The organism is Nonomuraea sp. NPDC050547, from assembly GCF_044457345.1.
Taxonomy (GTDB): domain Bacteria; phylum Actinomycetota; class Actinomycetes; order Streptosporangiales; family Streptosporangiaceae; genus Nonomuraea.
This window is the reverse complement of the sequence record NZ_JBITGW010000011.1, coordinates 31,369-50,640: the sequence shown is the minus strand read 5'-3', so window position 1 is coordinate 50,640 and position 19,272 is coordinate 31,369. Positions and strand designations below refer to the sequence as shown.

11 protein-coding genes are annotated in these 19,272 nt (G+C 73.5%); 8 read left to right on the top strand and 3 right to left on the bottom strand.

What is annotated here, in order from left to right; genetic code table 11:
* Positions 1-20 precede the first annotated feature (20 nt).
* From ACIBHY_RS26850 to ACIBHY_RS26840, 3 genes are read left to right on the top strand one after another with little or no spacing between them, the layout of a single operon-like run.
* Positions 21-1,223, top strand: coding sequence for an acyl-CoA dehydrogenase family protein (locus ACIBHY_RS26850; protein WP_397308043.1), 1,203 nt, complete (start codon positions 21-23; stop codon positions 1,221-1,223).
* Positions 1,214-2,365, top strand: a complete 1,152-nt coding sequence (locus tag ACIBHY_RS26845; RefSeq protein WP_397308042.1) for an acyl-CoA dehydrogenase family protein — start codon at positions 1,214-1,216, stop codon at positions 2,363-2,365. The genes ACIBHY_RS26850 and ACIBHY_RS26845 overlap by 10 nt, the downstream gene beginning before the upstream one ends.
* Positions 2,362-3,411: an acyl-CoA dehydrogenase family protein gene (locus ACIBHY_RS26840; RefSeq protein ID WP_397244686.1), complete on the top strand. Its 1,050-nt coding sequence runs from the start codon at positions 2,362-2,364 to the stop codon at positions 3,409-3,411. The genes ACIBHY_RS26845 and ACIBHY_RS26840 overlap by 4 nt, the downstream gene beginning before the upstream one ends.
* On the opposite strand, the gene ACIBHY_RS26835 is transcribed toward ACIBHY_RS26840, so the two are convergent.
* Positions 3,391-6,636, bottom strand: coding sequence for a protein kinase (locus tag ACIBHY_RS26835; RefSeq protein WP_397308041.1), 3,246 nt, complete (start codon positions 6,634-6,636; stop codon positions 3,391-3,393). The genes ACIBHY_RS26840 and ACIBHY_RS26835 overlap by 21 nt on opposite strands.
* A gap of 49 nt (positions 6,637-6,685) precedes the next feature.
* A complete protein-coding gene (locus ACIBHY_RS26830) occupies positions 6,686-7,279 on the bottom strand; it encodes a TetR/AcrR family transcriptional regulator (protein WP_397244682.1) in 594 nt (197 codons plus the stop codon).
* Positions 7,280-7,433: 154 nt separating this feature from the next.
* On the opposite strand from ACIBHY_RS26830, the gene ACIBHY_RS26825 reads away from it, so the two are divergent.
* The 5 genes from ACIBHY_RS26825 to ACIBHY_RS26805 all read left to right on the top strand — a co-directional run bounded on the left by ACIBHY_RS26825 (position 7,434) and on the right by ACIBHY_RS26805 (position 16,166).
* Positions 7,434-8,198 (top strand): nuclease-related domain-containing protein, encoded by a 765-nt coding sequence (locus tag ACIBHY_RS26825; RefSeq protein ID WP_397244680.1) that lies wholly within the window; start codon positions 7,434-7,436, stop codon positions 8,196-8,198.
* Positions 8,199-8,328: 130 nt separating this feature from the next.
* Positions 8,329-9,831: a TIGR02677 family protein gene (locus ACIBHY_RS26820; protein WP_397244678.1), complete on the top strand. Its 1,503-nt coding sequence runs from the start codon at positions 8,329-8,331 to the stop codon at positions 9,829-9,831.
* Entirely contained in the window at positions 9,828-10,958 is a 1,131-nt protein-coding gene (locus tag ACIBHY_RS26815) for a TIGR02678 family protein (protein ID WP_397244676.1), read from the top strand. The genes ACIBHY_RS26820 and ACIBHY_RS26815 overlap by 4 nt, the downstream gene beginning before the upstream one ends.
* Positions 10,958-14,956, top strand: a complete 3,999-nt coding sequence (locus ACIBHY_RS26810; protein ID WP_397308040.1) for a TIGR02680 family protein — start codon at positions 10,958-10,960, stop codon at positions 14,954-14,956. Before ACIBHY_RS26815 ends, ACIBHY_RS26810 begins: the two co-directional genes overlap by 1 nt.
* Positions 14,949-16,166, top strand: coding sequence for a TIGR02679 family protein (locus ACIBHY_RS26805; RefSeq protein WP_397308039.1), 1,218 nt, complete (start codon positions 14,949-14,951; stop codon positions 16,164-16,166). The genes ACIBHY_RS26810 and ACIBHY_RS26805 overlap by 8 nt, the downstream gene beginning before the upstream one ends.
* Here ACIBHY_RS26805 and ACIBHY_RS26800 read toward each other — a convergent pair.
* Positions 16,142-19,228: a bifunctional cytochrome P450/NADPH--P450 reductase gene (locus ACIBHY_RS26800; RefSeq protein WP_397308038.1), complete on the bottom strand. Its 3,087-nt coding sequence runs from the start codon at positions 19,226-19,228 to the stop codon at positions 16,142-16,144. The genes ACIBHY_RS26805 and ACIBHY_RS26800 overlap by 25 nt on opposite strands.
* Between the last annotated feature and the right edge of the window lie 44 nt (positions 19,229-19,272).

The following is a 19,272-nucleotide window of genomic DNA, read 5'->3' as shown; positions in this document are numbered from 1 at the left end:
CCGGTCGGTAAGGTCGCGCTATGGACTTCGCCTTCGACAGCGTCACCGAGGACCTGCGCGAGCGCCTGCTCCGCTTCATGGACGAATGTGTCTATCCGGCCGAGGCCGCCTTCGAGGAACAGGCCGCCGAGAGCGGCTGGAGCGCGCCCCCGCTCCTGGCCGACCTCAAGGACGAGGCCAGGAAACGCGGGTTGTGGAACCTGTTCCTGCCCGGGGACCACGGCGCGGGGCTGACGAACCTCCAGTACGCCCCGCTGGCGGAGATCATGGGCAGGTCACCGGCCATCGCGCCGGTGGCCACCAACTGCGCCGCGCCCGACACCGGCAACATGGAGGTCCTCTCCATGTTCGGCAGCGAGTGGCAGCGCAAGGAGTGGCTGCGGCCCCTGCTGGACGGCGATATCCGCTCCGCGTTCGCGATGACCGAGCCCGACGTGGCCTCCTCCGACGCCACCAACATCGCGACCTCGATCACCCGCGACGGCGGCGAGTACGTCATCAACGGCCGCAAGTGGTTCATCTCCGGCGCCATGAACCCCAACTGCAAGATCTTCATCGTCATGGGCAAGACGGACCCCGAGGCGCCCTCACACCGCCAGCAGAGCATGATCCTGGTCCCGCGCGACGCCCCCGGCCTGCGCATCAAGCGCGGCATGCACGTCTTCGGCTACACCGACGCCGACCACGGCGGCCACGCCGAGATGGTCTTCGAGGACGTCCGGGTGCCCGCCGAGAACCTCATCGGCGAGGAGGGCGGCGGTTTCGCGGTCGCCCAGGCCCGGCTCGGCCCCGGCCGCATCCACCACTGCATGCGCCTGATCGGCATGGCCGAGCGGGCGGTCGAGATGATGTGCAAGCGGGCGCTGGCCCGCACCACCTTCGGCAAGCCCGTCGCCCAGCAGGGCGTGGTCCAGGACTGGATCGCCGAGTCCCGCATCAAGATCGAGCAGCTGCGGCTGCTGGTGCTGAAGACCGCCTGGCTCATGGACACCGTCGGCAACCGCGGCGCCCACACCGAGATCCAGGCCATCAAGATCTCCACGCCGATCACCGTCGAGTGGATCCTCGACAAGGCCATCCAGGTCCACGGCGCGGGCGGCGTCTCCCAGGACTTCCCGCTGGCCGGCCTGTGGGCGGGCGCCCGCTCGCTCAGGTTCGCCGACGGGCCCGACGAGGTGCACAAACGTTCTCTTGCCTACCGGGAGCTGAAGAAGTGGATGTAAGGGACAGGATCGCCGGCCTGCTCGCCTCGGCCGACCCCGCCGACCAGGTGGGCTTCCTGCGGGCCCGCTTCGACGCGGGGCTGGCGTGGGTGCACTTCCCCGAGGGGCTCGGCGGCCTCGGCGCGCCCCGCGACCTGCAGCAGGTCGTGGAGAAGGAGCTCGCCCACACCCCGCAGCCCAACATCGGCCTGCAGGCCATCGGCCTCGGCATGGCCGCGCCGACGATCCTCGCCTTCGGCACCCAGGAGCAGAGGGAACGTTTCCTGCGCCCCCTCTACACCGGCGAGGAGATCTGGTGCCAGCTCTTCTCCGAGCCCGGCGCCGGATCCGACCTGGCCACCCTCGCCACCCGAGCGGTGCGCGACGGCGACGAATGGGTCGTCGACGGCCAGAAGGTATGGACCTCAGGAGCCCACCACGCCCGCTGGGCCATCCTCGTCACCCGCACCGACCCGGACGTGCCCAAGCACCGCGGCATGACCTACTTCGTCTGCGACATGAGGGCGCCCGGCGTCGAGGTGCGCCCGCTGCGCCAGATCACCGGCGAGGCCGAGTTCAACGAGGTCTTCCTCACCGGCGTGCGCCTGTCCGACGACCTGCGGCTCGGCGAGGTCGGCGACGGCTGGCGGGTCGCCCAGACCACGCTCATGAACGAACGCGTCGCCATCGGCGGCACCCCGGGCCGCCGGGGCGGCGGCATGATCGGCGTCGTCTCCGACACCTGGCGCTCCCGCCCCGACCTGCGCACCCCCGAACTCCACCAGCGCCTGCTCGAACTCTGGGTCGAGTCCGAGGTGACCCGCCTCTCCGCGGTACGGCTGCGCGAACAACTGGCCGCCGGCCAGCCGGGCCCGGAAGGCTCCGGCATGAAGCTCTCCTTCGCCAAGCTCAACCAGGAGCTCACCGGCCTGGACCTGGAGCTGCGCCGCGACCTCGGCTACGACGACTGGTCGTTCCGCCGCTCCGAGGACGTCGACATGCTCGGCCGCGGCCCCGGCTACCGCTACCTGCGCGCCAAGGGCAACTCCATCGAGGGCGGCACCTCGGAGATCCTGCGCAACATCGTCTCCGAGCGCGTGCTCGGCCTGCCCTCGGAGCCCCGCATCGACAAGGACGTGCCCTGGAAGGACCTGCCGCGGTGACCACTCTGCTGTACACGGAGGTCGAGGAGGAACTGCGGGCCGCCGTCCGCGCGCTGCTGACCGACCGCTGCCCGCCCTCGGCGGTGCTCAAGCGCGTGGAGTCCCCCGCGCCCTACGACCTCGACCTGTGGAAGACGCTCTCGCGCGAGATCGGTGTCGCGGGCCTGCTCGTCCCCGAGTCCTACGGCGGCGCCGGCGCCTCGGCCGTCGAGGTGGCAGTCGTCCTTGAGGAGTTGGGCAGGGCGGTGGCGCCGGTGCCGTTCTTCACCAGCTCGGTCCTGGCCACCAAGGCCGCGCTGGACGCGGGGGCCACCGGCCTGCTCGGTGAGCTGGCCTCCGGCGACCTGACGGCCGCGCTCGCCGTCCCCTTCACCGCGTCCCCCCACCGCCGGGCCGCCGGCACCGTGGAGGTGTCCGGCGAGACCCTCACCGGCACGGTCGCCGACGTGGCGGGCGCCGAGGCGGCCGACGTGTTGCTGGTCCCGGCCGGTGACGCGCTCTACCTGGTCGAGGCCGGGCACGCGGAGGTCGCCACGCGCCCCTCCCTCGACCTGACCAGGCCCGTCGCCACCGTCACCTTCTCCGGGGCCGCCGCCGTGCGCCTCGGGGCGTGTGACGTGGCGGAGGTGCTGCGGTTCGGGGCCGGTCTGCTGGCCTCGGAACAGCTCGGGGTGGCCGAGTGGTGCCTGGAGACCACGCTGGCCTACGTCCGCGAACGCCACCAGTTCGCCCGGCCGGTCGGCTCGTTCCAGGCGATCAAGCACCGGCTGGCCGACCTCTGGCTGGACGTGGTCCGTGCCAGGGCCGCCGCGCGCAACGCCGCCGCCGACGGCTCCGGCCTGGCGGTCGCCGTGGCCCAGGCGTGGAACGCGGGCGTGGCCGTCCACGTGGCTGAGGAGGCGGTGCAACTGCACGGCGGGATCGGCATGACCTGGGAGCATCCCCTCCACCTCTACCTGAAGCGCGCGAAGGCCGCCGAGATCGCGCTCGGCACGCCCGGCGACCATCGCGCGGCGCTGGCGGAGCTAGCAGATCTTCCTGGGTGACAGGCCCGGCAGATACCGCGCCCAGGCGGCCGGCGACAGCTCGCCGTCCTGGGCGCAGACGCCGCGCAGCGCCCGTTCCGGGTCCACGGCGATCGTCCGGCTCTGGCCGTCGGCGCCGACCGCCAGGACGTCGGCGCCCTGGGCCAGGACGGGCTCGGCGACCTCCACCGGCTGGCCGAGCCTGGTGCCGGTCCGTACGTCCCAGAGCGTCAGCCCGTCCTGCCCGGCGGCGGCCAGCACGGCGCCGTCCCGCGAGAACATCAGCGCGCGCACCCGCTTCCCGGTCGCCAGCGGCGGGCCGAGCGGGGCGCGCAGGCCGGTGTCCCAGAGCGTGACGTGGCCGAGCGTGTTGCCGGTCGCCGCCATCCTGCCGTCGGCGCTGAAGGCGACCACCCCGGCGGCCTTGCCGTTGGCGTTGGGGACCGACGGCGCGGCGGTCAGCGGGTCCACGGTGTAGACGCGCTCGTCGTCGTAGGCGACCAGCAGCAGCCCGTCGGGCCGCCAGGCGAGTCCTGGCCCGGTGACCCCCGCCACGCGGCGCACCTGCCCGGCGGCGTGCAGTTCGATCCAGTCCTTCGAGGCCACCGCCAGCGTCCTGCCGTCGGGGGAGAAGGCCAGGCCGGAGACCGGGGAGGAGGTCAGCGTGCTGATCCTGCTGCTCTCGGCCAGGTCCCAGATGTCCACGGCCGGCCGGCCGGGGGTGGCCACGGCCAGGCGCCTGCCGTCCCAGCTGAAGGTCATCAGGGTGGCGGTGCTCGGCAGGGTGGCGGTGAGCCTGCCCGAGTCCCAGAGCGTGATCGCGGTTCCGTCGGCCACGGCCAGGATCCGGCCGTCCCTGCTCAGAGACCGCGTGCCCGGGCCGAAGGGCGGCTGCGCGGTGGCCGGGACCGTGTAGGTCCGCACCCGGCCGCCCGGACCGGCGTACCGCACCCCGGACCGCCCGATCACCAGCGCCCGGTTCGTGGCCTCACGTCCCTGCGGCGCGTCGCGGGTGTCGCGGACGTGCAGCATGCGCTGCCAGGTTCCGGTCTGCCAGACGGTGACGCCCTCCTGGCCGCCCTGGGCGAGCAGCCGGCCGTCGGGGGAGTAGGACAGGGACGAGGCGGCGGGGCCGGTGCTCGCCAGCGTCCGGCCGCTGGCCAGGTCGTGGACGCGGGTGCCCGAGGGTCCCGACAGGACGACCGTGGTGCCGTCGGGGCCGAGCGCCCCGGCCGTGACCGCGTCCGGGAGCGCGGCCAGCCATGGCAGGTCGAGTCTGCCGCCGCCCTCCCAGATCTCCGGGGGCCTGGGCGCGACCACGTCGCTGGCGACCGAGGTGGCCAGCACCCGCCGGCCGTCCGTGCTCAGCTTGCTCATCGGCCGCGCCGTCACCTGCCCGCCGTCCGCCCGCCACAACACCCCCAAGCCCGACTTGTCGGTCGTGGAAAGCATCTCTCCCTGATACGACAGCGCCAGCGCCGCCTTCACCGGCAACGAGCGCAGCAGGATGCCGGAACGTGTGTCGAACACCCGCACATCACCCGTCGTGGCGACGGCCAGGGTGGTGCCCGCCGGGTTCAGCGCCGCCAGCCGCGCCGAACGCCCCGCGCCCCTGATCTCCATCAGCAACGTCTTGGCCATCGGATCCCACACCCGCGCCGTGCCCCCGCGCACCGCCACGAGCCAGCGCCCCGGCTGGTCGAAGGCGTACACGGAGTCGGCACCGGCGTCCGGGTCGGCGAACACGTCACGCACGGGGTCCGTCGCCGCCGCCATCAGCGCCGAGCGCGCCTCCGCCACGGGCGCCAGCCGCCACGCCGCCGCGCTCAGCTGCCGCGCCGTGATCGGGTCGGTGGTCCGCAGCGCTCCCGCCGTCCCGGCCAGCGCCTTGGCCGTCGTCTCGGCGAGCGCCCGCGTCGCCGTACCGGCCTGCCAGAAGGCCACACCCGCCGCGGCCAGCGCCACCGCGAGCAGGACCGCGAGCACGCCCGCCACGACCCCCCGCCGCCGCGCTCTGACCCCGGCCAGCCGCGTCCCTGCCGTGACGAACTCCTGTTCCGTACGGCTCAGCGCCACCATCCGCCGCCCACCGGCGGCCCAGCCCAGGACGGTGTTCAGCCGCTCGCCCCGCGGCAGGTCCGCCGCCCGCCGCCCCTTCCGCTGCCAGGCCTCGGCCGCCTCGGACAGGGACCGCTGGACGTCCAGCCCACCCCGCTCATCCTCCAGCCACTCGCGCAGCCGCGGCCACGCCCGCGACAACGCCACGTGCGCCAACGCCACGGTGCCGTCACCTGGCTTCCCACCTAGGCCATCGGGTGACGGTCCGGTGTGGAGGAGGGCGGCGTCGGTGTACCTCTGGATGACCAGGGCGGCGGCGGGCCGGTCGAGCGGACCGGTGAGGCGGGCGGGGCGGCTGATGTCGTGGCCGTCGGGGGTCCGGCCGGTCAGCTGGAGGAAGACGGCGGGCGCGGCGTCCTGTTCCGCCCGGCTCAGTCCGGCGTACACCTGCTCCGCCAGTTCTCCCAGCGACGGCTCGGGCGCGTCGGTGCGCAGGCCGCGGGCGGTCTCGGCGCCCTCGGCCAGCGGGTCGCCCGAGCTGTCCAGGAGCTTCAGCAGCAGGTCGCGGGCGGACGGCCGCCGGTCGGGGTCCTCGTCGAGCGCCTGGGCCACCAGGTCGCGCAGCGGCGGTTCCAGCGCCGCCACGGGGCCGGTCTCCTCACCGGTGGCGGCGAACAGCGTGAGGCGTCCCCACGCGCGCACGTCGGACTCGGGCGTCTGGTCCGCGGTCTCATGGGCCGTGCCGGTGGAAGGGGGCAGGCCGAAGTCGATCACCTTGGGTCCGTCGGAGCCGAGCAGGACGTTGTCCGGGGTGAGATCCCGGTGCACCACCCCGGCCTCGTGGATCGCGGTGAGCGCGGTGGCCGCCCCGGTGGCCAGGCGGTGCAGGTCCGCGCCCTGGTACGGGCCGGACTCGCCGACCTTCACCCGCAGGCTCGGCCCGGCCACGAACTCGCTCACCACGTACGGCGTGCCCCCGTCCACCCCGGCCTCCAGCACACGGGACACGCAGAAGGGCCGGACCCGCCGGGCCGCCTCGACCTCACGCTGGTCCGGCGCGGTGCGCAGTGCCTTGAGCGCGTACCGCTCGCCGTCGTCGTCGTAGGCCTCGTAGACCACACCCTGGCCGCCGCTGCCCAGGCGCCCGGCTATCCAGTAGCCGCCGAGGTGTTCGGGATCCGTCTTCACAAAGACTTAGATGATGCGCAAAATCCGGCGGTTGTCCATGGGTAGGGGGTCACGGCTTGAGCGAGGTCAGGAGGAGTTCGGCGAACTGGCGGCCCACTTCGGCCCCCGACAGCGGCCCGTCGGTGTGGTACCAGCTGCCCAGGTGGTGCACCGAGCCGAAGAAGAAGTCGACGACGATCTCGGCCTGGATGTCCTCGCGGAAGACCCCTTCGCGCTGCCCCTCGGTGACGAGATCGCGGAAACGCTCGTGGTAGCGTCGGCGCTCGGCCCGCACGCTCTTCTGCGTCTCCGGGGCCAGCAGGTGCATCGACCGGAAGAAGATCTTGGAATCGTCGAGGTTGGCCGTGGTGGTCTCGACCACGTCCGCGGCGGCGTCGCGCAGCCGTTCCCTGACCGGGCGGTGCTCGTCGGCGATCTGCGTCAGCCGTTCCATCTGCATCCGCAGGACCCGCGCGTAGATCTCATGCAGCAGGTCATCCTTGGAGTCGAAGTAGTGGTACATGGCGCCCTTGGTCACTCCGGCGGCGGCCACGATCTCCTGCACCGAGGTGCCCTCGAACCCGCGCTCGGCGAACAGCCTCGTCGCCTCGCTGAGCAGCCGCCGGCGCACCGGCTCATCCTTCCCCGTCACGAACCCCAGCATACCGACTGGTCGGTTGAGCGTCTTGTGCGTGATTCGCGGTGCTATTTCCCTCACCTTAGGGTGGCCTTTGTTTGATATTGGGTATCACGTGACGTGGCGAGGGATCTCCGGCGTGGCAGATCCAAGTATTTCCTAGCAACTCGGGGAGTTTGCCGTGCCTGGTGGCTCGATCTATGTGCAGCAGGACCCGAAGTTCACGGGGTCGTCGCCCCAGTGGTACTACGAGAAGTTCTGGAGGGAGGACACCAGAAACCGCCGTCGCAACCGTGCGATCAAGGCCGCCGTGGGCTTCGCGGCCGGCCTGGCTCTGGCGATCCGCTTCGACCTGCCTTTCCCCGCGCTCTACGCGCTGGGCCTGGCCGGCATCGTGGCGGGGGCCGATTGGTACTGGTACTGGGCGCAGTTCCGCGCCACCGCGGTCTGGCGAGGACGCAGGCGCGGTGAGGCGATCACCGGTAGGACACTGCGCCGCGCGCTGGCCAAGCAGGGTTACCGCGTGCTGGACGGCCGCGCGATCCGCGGCCAGGCTTCCATCGATCATCTGGTCATCGGCCCCGGCGGTGTCTGGATCATCGACAACGAGTCGTGGAGCCCGGACACCGAGATCGCCTCCTACGGTGGCCGGCTGTTCTTCGGCGAGAAGTTCGGCACCAAGGTCGCCAAGGGCCTGGTGGAGACCGGCAACGCGTTCGCCGAGCTCCTCACCAAGGAAACCGGCATCCCGGTCACGATCACCCCGATGGTCGCGGTGCACTGCGGGATGATGCCGAGAGGCGGCCTGCTCACGGCCGAGGGTCTCACCCTCCTCAAGCCGCACCTGGCGCCCCGCATGATCCGGGCGACCTCTTCCGCGGCGCTGAGCACCACGCAGGTGGAACTCCTGGCCCGCATCGCCGCCCGGGAACTCCACCGCATGTGAGCACGTGAGCGCCGTCCGCCGGCGGCGCTTCGTTCCGCCGGTCCATAGCACGGAGCGCGGTTGATCGCATGATGGATACGGTGCGGGTCAATCAGGGTGACACCCGATCGGAATTGTTCACACTAGACATATGGCTCCCGCTCCTCAGCAACCGCAGGCGTTCGCTCACCTGAGCGCGCCCAACGCCGCGTTCTACCGGGAGATCCTGGTGGCGTTCGCGCGGGCGAAGGAGCGGTTCGTGGTCCACCTGCGGCCGGAGGAGGTCGCGGCGGAGCTACGGCGCGACAGCGACGACCAGCTCGCCCAGGCGCTCAAGCGGCTGGTCGACTGGGGCAACCTGCGCTCCGACGCCGACACCGGCAGGGTCTCGTCGGTCGAGGACTTCCACCGCAAGCGGCTGCTGTTCCAGCTGACCGCCGCCGGCCAGGCCGCCGAGCAGGCCATCGCCTTCTACGAGGAGGCGATCGGCCGGCGGGGACAACTCCAGGCGGTGGCGCTCGGCGACATCGCCGACCAGCTCCAGGCCCTGGTCACGCTGAGCGGGCAGGACGACCCCGATCCGGCCGGCGTCCACCTGATCCTGATCTCTCTGGCCGAGCGGTTCGCGTCGCTGGCCGACAACGCGCGGGCGTTCATGGCGTCGCTGCGGCGCGCGATCGACTTCGCCGACGGCGACGTGGACGGCTTCATCGCCTACAAGGAGCGGTTGATCGACTACATCAACCGCTTCATCGCCGAGCTGGCCAACTCCGGGGCCCGCATCGCCCGCCTGCTGCTCGAACTGGAGGAACTGGGCCAGCACGGGCTGCTGGAGACGGCCGCGCGGCGCGAGGCCGCCGACGCGGTGCCGGACGGCGCCGACGCCTCGGCCGAGTACGCCAAGGTGCTGGCCGGCTGGGAGAACAGATGGCGTGGCCTGCGCGACTGGTTCGTCTCGCGCGACACCGGCCACCCGTCACAGGCCCGGCTGCTGCGGCAGTCGGCGGTCACCGCGATCAAGCAGCTCATCGACACCGTCGGCCTGCTCAACGAGCGGCGCTCAGGCCGATCGGACCGCTCGGCCGACTTCAGGACGCTGGCCAGGTGGTTCGCCGACGCGCCGGACGAGGCCGCGATGCACCGGCTCTGGCGGGCCGCGTTCGGGCTGGCCCCGGCCCGGCATCTGACGATCCCGCCGCAGGACATCGCCGACGTTCCCGCCTCCACCCCGTGGGCGCAGGCGCCGCCGATCCGGATCTCGCCGCAGCTTCGCCGTACCGGATCCTATGAACGGCGCGGCAGGCCCAACAAGGTGGCCGACCGCTCGCAGGCCCGCCGGGTTCTGCTGGAGCGGGCCGAGCGGGAGGCGGCGCAGACGTCGCGGGCGCGCGAGCGGCTGCGCACGGACGGGCCGGTACTGCTCTCGCGGCTGGGCGTGCTGGACCCGATGGCCTTCCGGCTGTTCCTGGGGCTGCTCGGGGACGCGCTGTCGGCCCGCGGGCCGCACGACACGGAAGTGAAGACCACGACCGGCGACGGCTCGATGGAGGTGCGGCTCACGCTGGTGCCGGACGGCGGGATGGTCGCGATCGAGACCGAGGACGGGGTCCTGACCGGCCCCGAGCACGTGATCGAGATCACGGTGGTCGCGTGACCCCCGAGGAGGAGCTGGCCCAGTGCCAGGCGGCGCTGCGCGCCCTGCTGATGAGCCCGCTGCTGCGCGACCCCGAGAAACTGGTGCTGGTCCGGCGGCACGCCGCCGAGCTGCGCGACTGGCTGACCAGGGAGACCGGCTGGCGGCTCGTCGTGGACGCGGAGTCCGCCCGGTTGTTCAAGGCGGTGCCCGACACCCTGGACGCCACCCGTCCCGCGCTCGGCCGGGCGGGGGAGCCGTTCGGGCGGCGACGGTACGTGGTGCTCTGCCTGGCCTTGTCGGTGCTCGAACGGGCCGACGCGCAGACCACGCTGGGCCGGCTGGCCGAGGAGGTGCTGGACGCGGGCGCCGAGCACGCCTTCACGCTCGGCAGCAGGGCCGAGCGCGGGGACCTGGTGGCGGTGGTCCGTACGCTGCTCGGCTGGGGAGTTCTCGACCGGGTCTCGGGTGATGAGGAGGCGTACCTGGCCGAGACCGGCGACGTGCTCTACGACGTGCGGCGCAAGGTACTCGCCGGTCTGCTCACCGGTCTGCGCGGGCCGTCCACGATCACCGCCGAGTCCTTCGAGGAACGGCTGGCCGAACTGACCGCCGAGCCGTACGCCGACACCGACGACCTGCGCAACCAGGCGATACGCCGCCGCCTGACCAGGTGGCTGCTGGACGATCCCGTCCTGTACTTCAGGGATCTGGGGGCGGACGAGCTGGCGTACCTGACCTCGCAGCGGCACGCCGTCATCCGCAGGATCGAGCAGGCCACGGGCCTGGTCGCCGAGGTCAGGGCGGAGGGCATCGCCATGGTCGACCCCGACGACGAGCTCACCGACGTACGCCTGCCCGAGCAGCGCACGGACGGCCACGTCACCTTGCTGGTCGCCGAGCGACTGGCCGCGCTGGGCAGCGCCTCGACCGAGGAGCTCAGGGCGTTCGTCCGGCGGGCGGCCGCCGAGCACACCTCCTTCTGGCGCAAGGGCGTCACCGATCCGGGCGCGGAGGACGGCCTGCTGGCGGTGGCGCTCGGCAAGCTCACCGCCCTGCGCCTGGCGCACGTCGAGGGCAGCCGGGTCACCGGCCTGCCGGCCATCTCCCGCTACGCGCTCGATCCGCCTACGGTCAAAGGAACCTGATGCTGCCCACCCCCGGCGCGGAGCGCTGGAAGCCGCTGCGCGCGGGCCTGGTCGACATGTTCTACTACGACGTCGAGGAGTTCCATTTCCACGACGGCCGCCTGCTGCTGCGCGGCAACAACGGCACCGGCAAGTCGAAGGTGCTCGCGCTCACCCTGCCCTTCCTGCTGGACGGCGAACTGACCTCGCACCGCGTCGAGCCGGACGGCGACCGGCAGAAGCGCATGGAGTGGAACCTGCTGCTCGGCGGCAAGCATCCGCATCCGGAGCGGCTCGGCTACACGTGGCTGGAGTTCGGCCGCCGCGCCGCCGACGGCAGCCAGGAGTTCCGCACGATCGGCTGCGGGCTGAAGGCGGTCAGGGACCGGGGCGTGGTCAGGCACTGGTTCTTCGTCACCCCGCAGCGCGTCGGGGCGGGACTGAGCCTGATCTCACCCACCGGCGTGGCGCTGACCAGGGAGAACCTGCGTGAGGCCGTGGACGGCCACGGCATGGTCTACGACCGGGCGGCCGACTACCGGCGCGCGGTGGACGAGGCGCTGTTCTGGCTGGGCGAGCACCGCTACGAGGCGCTGGTCAACCTGCTGATCCAGCTCCGCCAGCCGCAGCTGTCGAAGCGCCCGGACGAGAAGCTGCTGTCCAGGGCCCTCACCGAGGCGCTGCCCCCGCTCAGCTCCACGTTGCTGGCCACGGTCGCCGACGCCTTCCGCGGCCTGGACGAGGAACGCGACGCGCTGCGCGGCCTGGACGAGGCGCGCAAGGCCGCGGCCGGCTTCCTGGACCACTACCGCGCCTACGCGGCCACGGCCACCAAGCGGAAGGCCGCCGGGCCCAGGCTCACGCAGAGCCGCTACGACAAGCTCGGCCGCGACCTGGCCGAGGCGGAGCTGCGCCAGTCGAAGGCGGAGGCCGAACTGGAGTCGGTCGACGACCTGCTCAGCGAGCTGGCCACGGAGAAGAACCTGCTCGACGCCCGCCGTACGGCGCTGCAGCAGAGCCCGGAGATGCGCGACGCGGAACGGCTGGACCAGACGCGCGAGGAGGCGGGCCGCCTGGCCGAGCACGCCCAGCGCACCGGCAAGGAGCTGAGCCGCGCCGACGGCGAGACCGGGCGGCTGGCCCGCCGGGCCGAGACGGCGCGCGAGAAGGCCGCGCGGGCGCAGGAGGAGCACGACGCGATCCACCGCGCGGCCGAGGACGCCGCGGGCCGGGCCGGGGTCGGGCTTTCCGAGTCCCGGCGCGAGGCCGAGAACGCCGTCGTCCGCCAGGAGCACGCGATCGCCCAGCTTGAGCGCCTGCTGCTGGCGGTGGCCGACGCCGCCGCCGGGGTCGCGACGGCCAGGGCCGAGGTCGACCGGCTGACCGGCGAGCTCACCGAGGCCGCGGAGGCGATCGCGCTGGCCGGGCAGGTGGCCGGCGAGCGGGCCGCCGAGCTGCTGGACTCCTTCGCCGGATACCTCACCGGGCTGAGCGAGCTGCGGGTGGCCGACCGGGACGGCGTGCTGGCCGTACTCCGGGACTGGAGCGAGAACGCGGCGGGACCCAACCCCGCGGCCACCGCCGTCGACGACGCGCTGAGACAGGCCACGGCGGCGCTCGCCCGGCGCGAGACCGAGCTGGACGCCGAGCTCGCCGCCGCCCGGCTGGCCGCCGACGAGCTGGCCGTGGAGATCGCCCGGCTGGAGGCGGGCGGCCACGACGCGCCGCCCGCCCCGCACACGCGCGCCCCGCGCGGCGACACCCGGCCGGGGGCGCCGCTGTGGAAGGTCGTGGACTTCGCCGACGGGGTGCCCGCCGATCACCGCGCCGGTCTTGAGGCCGCCCTGGAGGCCGCGGGCCTGCTGGACGCGTGGCTGACCCCGCAGGCCGAGCTGATAGCCGGCGACACGGTGATCCTGCGCGGCAGGGTCAGCGGGCCGTCCTGCGCCAACGTGCTGCGCCCCGCGATCGACCGCGCCGACCCGCAGGCCGCCGCGCTCGACGACGCCATCGTGCTCTCCGTGCTGGCCGGCATCGGACTCGGGCCCGGCTCGCCGACCTGGATCGCCACCGACGGCCGCTGGGTCAACGGCCTGCTGGCCGGCGCCTGGCACAAGGCCGCCGCCGACCACATCGGCGAGGGCGCGCGCGAGTCCGCCCGCCGCGCTCGCCTGGCCGCGCTCGCCCAGGAACTCGCCGACGCCACGCTGCGGGCCGACGACCTCGACCGCGACAAGCAGGATCTCGCGGTACGGCAGGCCGTCCTGGCCACCGAGCACCGCGCCCTGCCCTCCGACGCCCCGGTCCGCGAGGCCCACGTGAAGCTGGCCGGAGCCCACGAGCGCCGCAGAACGATCCACGAACGCCACCAGCGCGCCGTCGGCCTCATGAACACCCGGCAGGCCGAGCTCGACGCGGCCCAGGTGCGGGCGGCCGAGTTCGCCGGTGACGTCGGCCTGCCGGCCGAGCGCGGGCCGCTGGGGGAGATCAGGGCGGCGCTGGCCGAGTACCGGCTGGAGCTGGCCAGGTTGTGGCCGGCCGTACACGCGCTGAGCACGGCCCGCGAGAGCGAACGTGAGGCCGCGCAGGAGGTCGCGCTCGCGGCCGAGCGGCTGGCCGAGGCGGCGCAGCTGGCCGCGGAGGCGGGGGAGCGGGCGCGGGCCGCGGCCGAGGTGTACCGCTCGCTCGCCGAGACGGCGGGCGCGGCGGTGGAGGAGCTGTTCCGCCGCCTGGAGGAGGTACGGCAGGAGCTGCGCGGGCGGGACCGGGCCGAGAGCGACGCCCGCGCCAGGCAGCAGCGGCTCGCGACCGAACGCGGCAAGGCGGAAGGCGTGCGCGAACGGCTGGCCGGCGAGATCGTCGAGGCCACGCGCGCCAGGGACGAGGCGGTGCGCGACTTCCGCGCGTTCGCCGCGACGGGCCTGCTCAAGGTCGCGCTGCCCGGCCGCGACGTGCCGGACCCGGCCACCGCCTGGTCGGCCACGCCCACGGTCGTCCTCGCGCGGGCGGTCAACGCCGACCTGGAGGCGGTCGACGACGGCGACGGCCCGTGGGAACGCGTGCAGCGCAAGGTCGCCGACGAGCACAAGCTCCTGTCCGACGCGATGGCCAGGCAGGGCCACTCGGCGGGGCTGACCGTCACCGAAGGCGTCATGATCGTCGACGTGACGTTCCAGGGCCGGGCCCGCGACATCCCCGACCTGGTGGGCGCGCTGGCGGAGGAGACCGCCGGCCGCGCCCGGCTGCTGTCGGCCAAGGAGCGCGAGCTGCTGGAGAATCACCTGCTCAACGAGGTCGCAGGAACGCTGCACGAGCTCATCGCGGCGGCCGAGAACGAGGTCGGCGGCATGAACGAGGAACTCCAGTCGCGTCCCACCTCCACCGGCATGCGGCTGCGCCTGGTGTGGAAGACCGCGAAGAACGCCCCGGAAGGACTCGACCGCGTCCGCGGCAAGCTGCGCCAGACCGTCGACGCGTGGTCACAGGACGACCGGGCGGCGGTCGGCTCCTTCCTGCAGGAACGCATCGCCAGGGAGCACGCCGACAACCCGGCGGCCGGCTGGAGCGAGGCGCTGACCAGGGCTCTGGACTACCGGGCGTGGCACGAGTTCGCCATCCAGCGGCTCCAGGAGGGCCAGTGGCGGCCCGCCACCGGTCCCGCCTCGGGCGGCGAGCGGGTGCTGGCAGCCTCGGTGCCGCTGTTCGCCGCCGCGTCGGCGCACTACAAGTCGGCGGGCAACCCGTACGCGCCGCGCCTGGTCGCGCTCGACGAGGCGTTCGCCGGGGTGGACGACGACTCACGGGCCAAGTGCCTCGGCCTGCTGGCCACCTTCGACATGGACGTGGTGATGACCAGCGAGCGCGAGTGGGGCTGCTACCCGCAGGTGCCCGGCCTGGCCATCGCCCAGCTGTCGCGGCGCGACGGCATCGACGCGGTCCTGGTCACGCCGTGGCGCTGGGACGGCAGGGAGCGCCGCCGGGTCGAACGCCCTTCACCGGGAGGCCTGGCCGATGAGTGAGCGGCTCGCGCGGCTCCTGGGCGGGGACGAGCTGGCGTGGCTGGTCGACCGGGCGCGTACCCGCCTGGAACGCGGCAGGCCCCTGACCGGCTCGGTCTCGCTGACGGGTGCGACGCACGGCCAGCGGCGGGCGGTCGAGACGCTGCTCGGCCGCCGGGCCGGGAGCGGCGCCTCGCTGTCGGTGTCGCTGGAGGAGGTCGACCGGGTGCTGCGGGCCAGCGGCGCCTGCGACGGCCTCGCCCAGGCGGTCGCGGTCCTGCGCGGCCCGATCCGCGACCTGACCGCCCTGGCCGCCGACCGCGACACCGCCTGGCGCGCCGCGTACGCGGTCTTGGACACGCACCTCGCCAGGCGCGTCGGGGGCGGGCAGGATCTCGCGGGGTGGCGGGGCTGGCTGGACTCCTCCGGCCTGGTACGCAGGCTCGCGCCCGAACCCGCCGACGCCGGATCGCTGCTGGACCGGCTCGTCGCGGTGCTGGCGCGGCTGCCGTCCACGGGTGTGCCGATCGGCCGGCTCGCCGCCGAGACCTGCGGTGACGCCCACGCGCTCGACGACGGCCGCCCGGTGGCGACCCTGGCCCTGTCGGCGGCCCGCGCCCTGGCCGGTCTGCCGTACGCGGCCGAAGGCGGCGCCGACGCCAGGCGGGCGGCATGGGCGGCGGTCGGCGTGCACCTGGACGAGCTGTCGTCGCTGGTCCTGAGCCTCGGCCTGCCCGGCGACCCCACGCCGGGCGAGCCGCACGTGCGCACGCTGCGCCAGCTCCGCCGCGCCGGGCCGATCGCCGCGGGCCTGGTGCGCCTGTGCGAGAACCCGGTCGTGGTGGCCGCCGCCGCGGACGATCTCGGCGCCGCCTGCCCGCCTCTGGTGTGCGTGAACGGCCGCCCGTCCGCGGCCGTCTGGCGGCTGCTCGGCCTGCTGGCCGCCGGTGGATCGTCGTTCGCCTACCACGGCGACTTCGACTGGGGCGGCGTGGCGATCGCCGCGGCCGTCCACGAGCGCGTGGGGTTCACGCCGTGGCGGTACGACGCCGCGTCCTACCGGCGGGCGGCCGGTGACGCCCCGCTGGCAGGACGCGCCGTGCCCACGCCCTGGGACCCGCCGCTGGCGGAGGAGATGCGGCGGCGGGCGGTCCGCGTGGAGGAGGAGCTGGTCCTGTCCGAGCTGCTGAGCGACCTGGCCGCGCCTCAGGCGAAGACGTCCTGCTGGTAGCGGCCCCCGGCGTCGAGCGCCGCCAGCCACTCCTCGCCCGGCCGCCCCGTCTTGGCGTGGTGGATGGCGAGGAAGGCCTGCCGTACGGCGGGGGCCATGCGCAGCCCGTCGCCGCAGACGTACACGTGGGCGCCCCGCTCCAGCAGTTCCCACACCCGGTCGGCCTGCTCGGCCAGCGCGTCCTGGACGAGGCGGCCGTCACGCGCGGAGAAGGCGACGTGCGCGTCCGGCGCCCACGCCGCCACGTCCGCGCGGTAGAGCCAGTCGTGCTCGGGGTGGCGGCAGCCGGTGAACACCAGGGCGGGCCCGGTGGCGCCGCGCAGCGCGCGGTCCTCCAGGAAGCCGCGCAGCGGGGCGAACCCGGTTCCCGGCCCGACCATGATCACCGGTGTCGCCGGGTCGGCGGGCAGGCGGAACGGCGGGGCGGGCACGCGGACGTAGCCGTAGAACACCTCGCCTTCCGCCAGCCCCGCCAGATACGCCGAGGCCATCCCCCGGTACTCGCCCGTCCCGGACCAGGCCGCGCCCTCCACCAGCCCGACCGTGATCCGGATGCGCCCGGGGTCGGCCAGCGGCGAGGACGAGGCGGAGTAGTAGCGCGGCTTGATCGGCCCCGCCAGCTCCAGGAACACGGGCAGCGGCAGCTCGATCGCGGGGAAGCGGTCGAGCAGCGCCAGCACCGAGACGCGCTTGGCCAGGATCTCGTCGGTGTAACCCTCGGTCAGCTCGCCGAGCTGCCGCGTGGTCCAGGGGCAGGCGGTGTGCGCGGCCAGCGTGGACAGGTCGGCGCGGGTGGCCACCTGCTGCAGTTCCACGAAGTCGGTCAGCAGAAGGCCGGCCGTGACCGGGGCGTCCAGGGGGAGATGGGTGGCGCCCCGGGCGCGCAGCCGTACCACCTGGTCGCGGGGGACGCGCAGGACGCGCAGCGCCCACTCCACCAGCTCGGGGTCGTTCTTGGCGAAGACCGCCAGGTGGTCGCCGGCGGCGTAGGTGACGCCTTCCGGCAGTTCGGCCACGATCGAGCGCACGCCCGCCCGCGGCGCCTCCTTCGAGAAGTCCCACAGCCCCGACGGGTCGCCGGTCAGCTCCTCGTTGGAGACCACCCGCAGCGGCACCGCCCGCTCGGACACGACCGCGGGCCGCACCTCGGCCTCGGTCAGGACCTCCATCTCGTAGCGCGGCCCCGCCGCCTCCGCCGAGGCCGCGTACTCCTCGGCGAGCGCCGCCCACAACCGCGCCGTCCACGCCGAGACGTCCCCGTCGAAGTCGCCGTCCGCGTCCGCCTCACCCCTGTCGATCAGGGGTACGGCTCCCGCCGCCACCAGCTTGTCGAACGCCCGGCGGGGGAAGTCCTGGTAGGTGGGCCACTGGGTGTTGCCGCAGCCGAGTACGGCCAGCCGTACGCCGGAAAGGCCGGGAAGCTCTTCCAGCGCGTCGAAGCGCTGGGCGTTGTCGGGCGCGCGGCCGTTGTAGGAGGAGGCGACGACCAGCAGGAGGCCCTCGGCCGGCGGCCGCAGGTCGTCGAGCGTGGTCAGCGTGGTGGCGAAGCCGGCCCGGCCGGCCCGCTCGGCCAGGCGTTCGGCGAGGTCGGAGCAGGTGCCGAGGTTGGAGCCGTAGGCCACGGTGAGGGCGGTGCCGGTGACGGCGAGATCCTGCTGCCGTTCGTGCCGCTCGGGGACCGGCTCCTGGGCGGCGCCGCGCTCGTGGGGGCGGCGGTCGCGGACCCGGACCGTGAAGCCGTCCGGCTTGAGGGTGAGGGTCTGCTTGGTCTTGATCTTGTAGGCGGTGGGGTCGGAGACGGCGAACCGGCGCAGGACCATCGCGAGCGCGAGGCGGGCCTCGGTGAGGGCGAACTGGCGGCCGATGCAGGCGCGCTCGCCGTTGCCGAAGGGCTTGTACGCGGATTTATGGTGATTTTTGCGATTTTCGGGGAGCCAGCGGTCGATGTCGAACTCCTCCGGCCGGTCCCAGGCCTTCGAGCTGCGGTGCAGCGACGGCAGCACGACGACCGCCTGCTGGCCGGCGCGTACCGGATAGGAACCGCCGATCACCGTATCCTCGAACGCCGACACCGAGAAGGCGGGGATCGGCGACCACACGCGCAGCGTCTCCTCCAGGACGCGCGAGATCACGTCCAGCTTCATGACCGTCTCGTAGGTCGGCGGGGTGTCGCCGGGCAGCAGGGCGTCGACCTCGGCGTAGGCCCTGGCCAGGGTGTGCGGGTCGCGCAGCAGGTTGTACAGGGCGAAGGAGAGCAGGCCGCTGGTCGTCTCGTGCCCGGCGATGAGGAAGGTGATGACCTGGTCGCGGATGTTCGCCTCGGACAGGCGCTCGCCGGTGCGCGGGTCGGTCGCCTCCATCATGAGGCCGAGCAGGTCGGAGGCGCCGCTCGGCCGCGCGGCGCGCCGCTCGATGACCTCCTCGACCAGGGCTCGCATCGTCTGGATGTCGCGCTCGTAGGCCTCCTGGCGCTTGCGCAGCATCTTGGTCACCACGGGCGGCTGGCGCAGGCGCAGCATCGCCTCGGTCAGCGCCGAGCCCATCGCGCGCAGGAACGGGTGCAGCTCGGGCTGGTCGAAGGAACGGAAGCGGTAGCCGAAGCCGGTCAGCGAGATCGTGTCCAGGGTCAGCCTGGTCATGTCGTCGGACACGGGCAGGTCCTGCCCCTGGCGGGCGGCCCAGGAGTCGATCAGCTGGTCGGCGACCTCCAGCATCTGCGGGAAGTAGGCGCGCATGGAGCGCTGGCTGAAGGCGGGCATCAGGATGCGGTGCGCGTGGCCCCAGACGGGCTCGTCGTGCCGGGCGGTGAACAGGGCGTCGCCGCCCAGGTCGCGCAGGAAGGACAGCGGCGGCTGGATGCCTTTGTGGAACCGGCTCTCGTCGCAGAGTTCCTCGACGAGGTCGGGATCGTAGACGAACAGGACGTCGTTCCCGAGCAGGTTCAGCTGGAACAGGCCCTCCTCGTAGCGGGCGGCCAGCTCGTCGAAGTAGGCGGCCGGCGAGTGCGCCGGCACCTGAAGCATGTTGCCGAGCAGGGGCAGGCCAGGCGGTGAGGGGATCATGGGCACTCCAATGGGTCAGCCATACACCGTATGGCGGACGCTAC